This is a genomic window from Streptomyces sp. NPDC002776, assembly GCF_053592195.1.
The window spans coordinates 1-1,468 of record NZ_JBSFVG010000063.1; the positions used below are offsets into that span (position 1 = coordinate 1).

Here is a 1,468-nt window from a genome sequence, read left to right on the forward strand (position 1 = left end):
CCGTTACCTTCTTCGTGGCCTCGCAAGGAGGCTCCCGGCCTTCGGCCCCGGTATGACTTGAGCCCCCAGTCGAGATGATCGAAAAGGTGGTGTCGCCGGTGCCGGAGGCATTGGCAGACCGCTGATTAGAGGCACGAGCGCCAATCCCTCAACCGGGTACGGCAGTCTCTTCGTAACGTGGATGCCGGCACGCTGATGCCGCGGTGAGGCCGGGGAACAGGCGAGGGCGGGAGCGACGGTCGTGACGGACGAAACTGGCATCGGCGTCTATCTGGGACTGGATGTCGGCAAGGGCGAACACCACGCCGCCGCCGTCAATCACGCTGGGAAGAAGGTGTTCGACAAGCCGCTGCCTAACAGCGAACCGAAGCTGCGGGAGCTGTTCGACAAGCTCCGGGCCAAGCACGGGACCGTGCTGATGGTCGTCGACCAGCCGGCTTCCATCGGAGCCCTGCCCCTGGCAGTCGCCCGGGATGCAGGCTGCCAGGTCGCCTACTTGCCCGGACTGACCATGCGGCGGATCGCCGATCTTTACCCTGGTGAAGCCAAGACCGACGCTCGCGACGCGTTCGTCATCGCGGACGCTGCCAGAGCAATGCCCCACACCCTGCGGGCGGTCGATCCCGCCGATGAGACGGTCGCCGAGCTCGCCATGATCGCGGGCTTCGACGACGACCTGGCGGGCGAGTCCACCCGGATCGCCAACCGGCTCCGCGGCCTGCTCACCCAGATCCATCCGTCACTGGAACGGGTCCTTGGCCCACGGATCCAGCACCCGGCCGTGCTCCGGCTGCTGGACCAGTTCGGCTCACCCGCCCAGATCCGCAAAGCCGGAAGGCGACGACTGGTCACGCTGATACGGCCGAAGGCACCACGGATGGCCGAGCGGCTGGTCGAGGACATCTTCACCGCACTCGACGAACAGACCGTCGTCGTCCCGGGCACCGACGCAGCCGCGCTGATCGTCCCCACCCTCGCCAGTTCCCTCCAGTCAGTCCTTGACCAGCGCAAACTCCTCGCTGCAAGGATCGAAGAACTCCTGGAGGCCCACCCTCTTTCCCAGGTCCTGATCTCGATGCCCGGCATCGGGATCAGGACCGCAGCCCGCATCCTCATCGACGTCGGTGACGGCAGCGGCTTCGCCACCGCCGGCCACCTCGCCGCCTACGCAGGCCTGGCACCCGTGACCAGGAACTCCGGCTCCTCCATTCGCGGCGAACATCCCTCACGACGCGGCAACAAGCAGCTCAAACGGGCCTTCTACCTCGCCGCGTTCGCCTCGCTCTCCCAGCCCGAGTCCCGTGCCTACTACGACCGAAAACGCCGCGAGGGGAAACACCACGTCGCAGCCCTCGTCGCACTCGCCCGACGCCGCATCGACGTCCTCTACGCGATGCTCCGAGACGGCACCTTCTACCAGCCACCCACCCCGGCTACAGCTTGACGAAGCCCATAGAGGCACCTTTTC

General features: G+C 66.6%; 1 protein-coding gene. It reads left to right on the forward strand.

The features are described 5' to 3' along the window. Positions 1 to 241: 241 nt before the first annotated feature. Entirely contained in the window at positions 242 to 1,444 is a 1,203-nt protein-coding gene (locus tag ACWD11_RS35150; RefSeq protein ID WP_451287966.1) for an IS110 family transposase, read from the forward strand. The last annotated feature ends 24 nt before the right edge of the window (positions 1,445 to 1,468 follow it).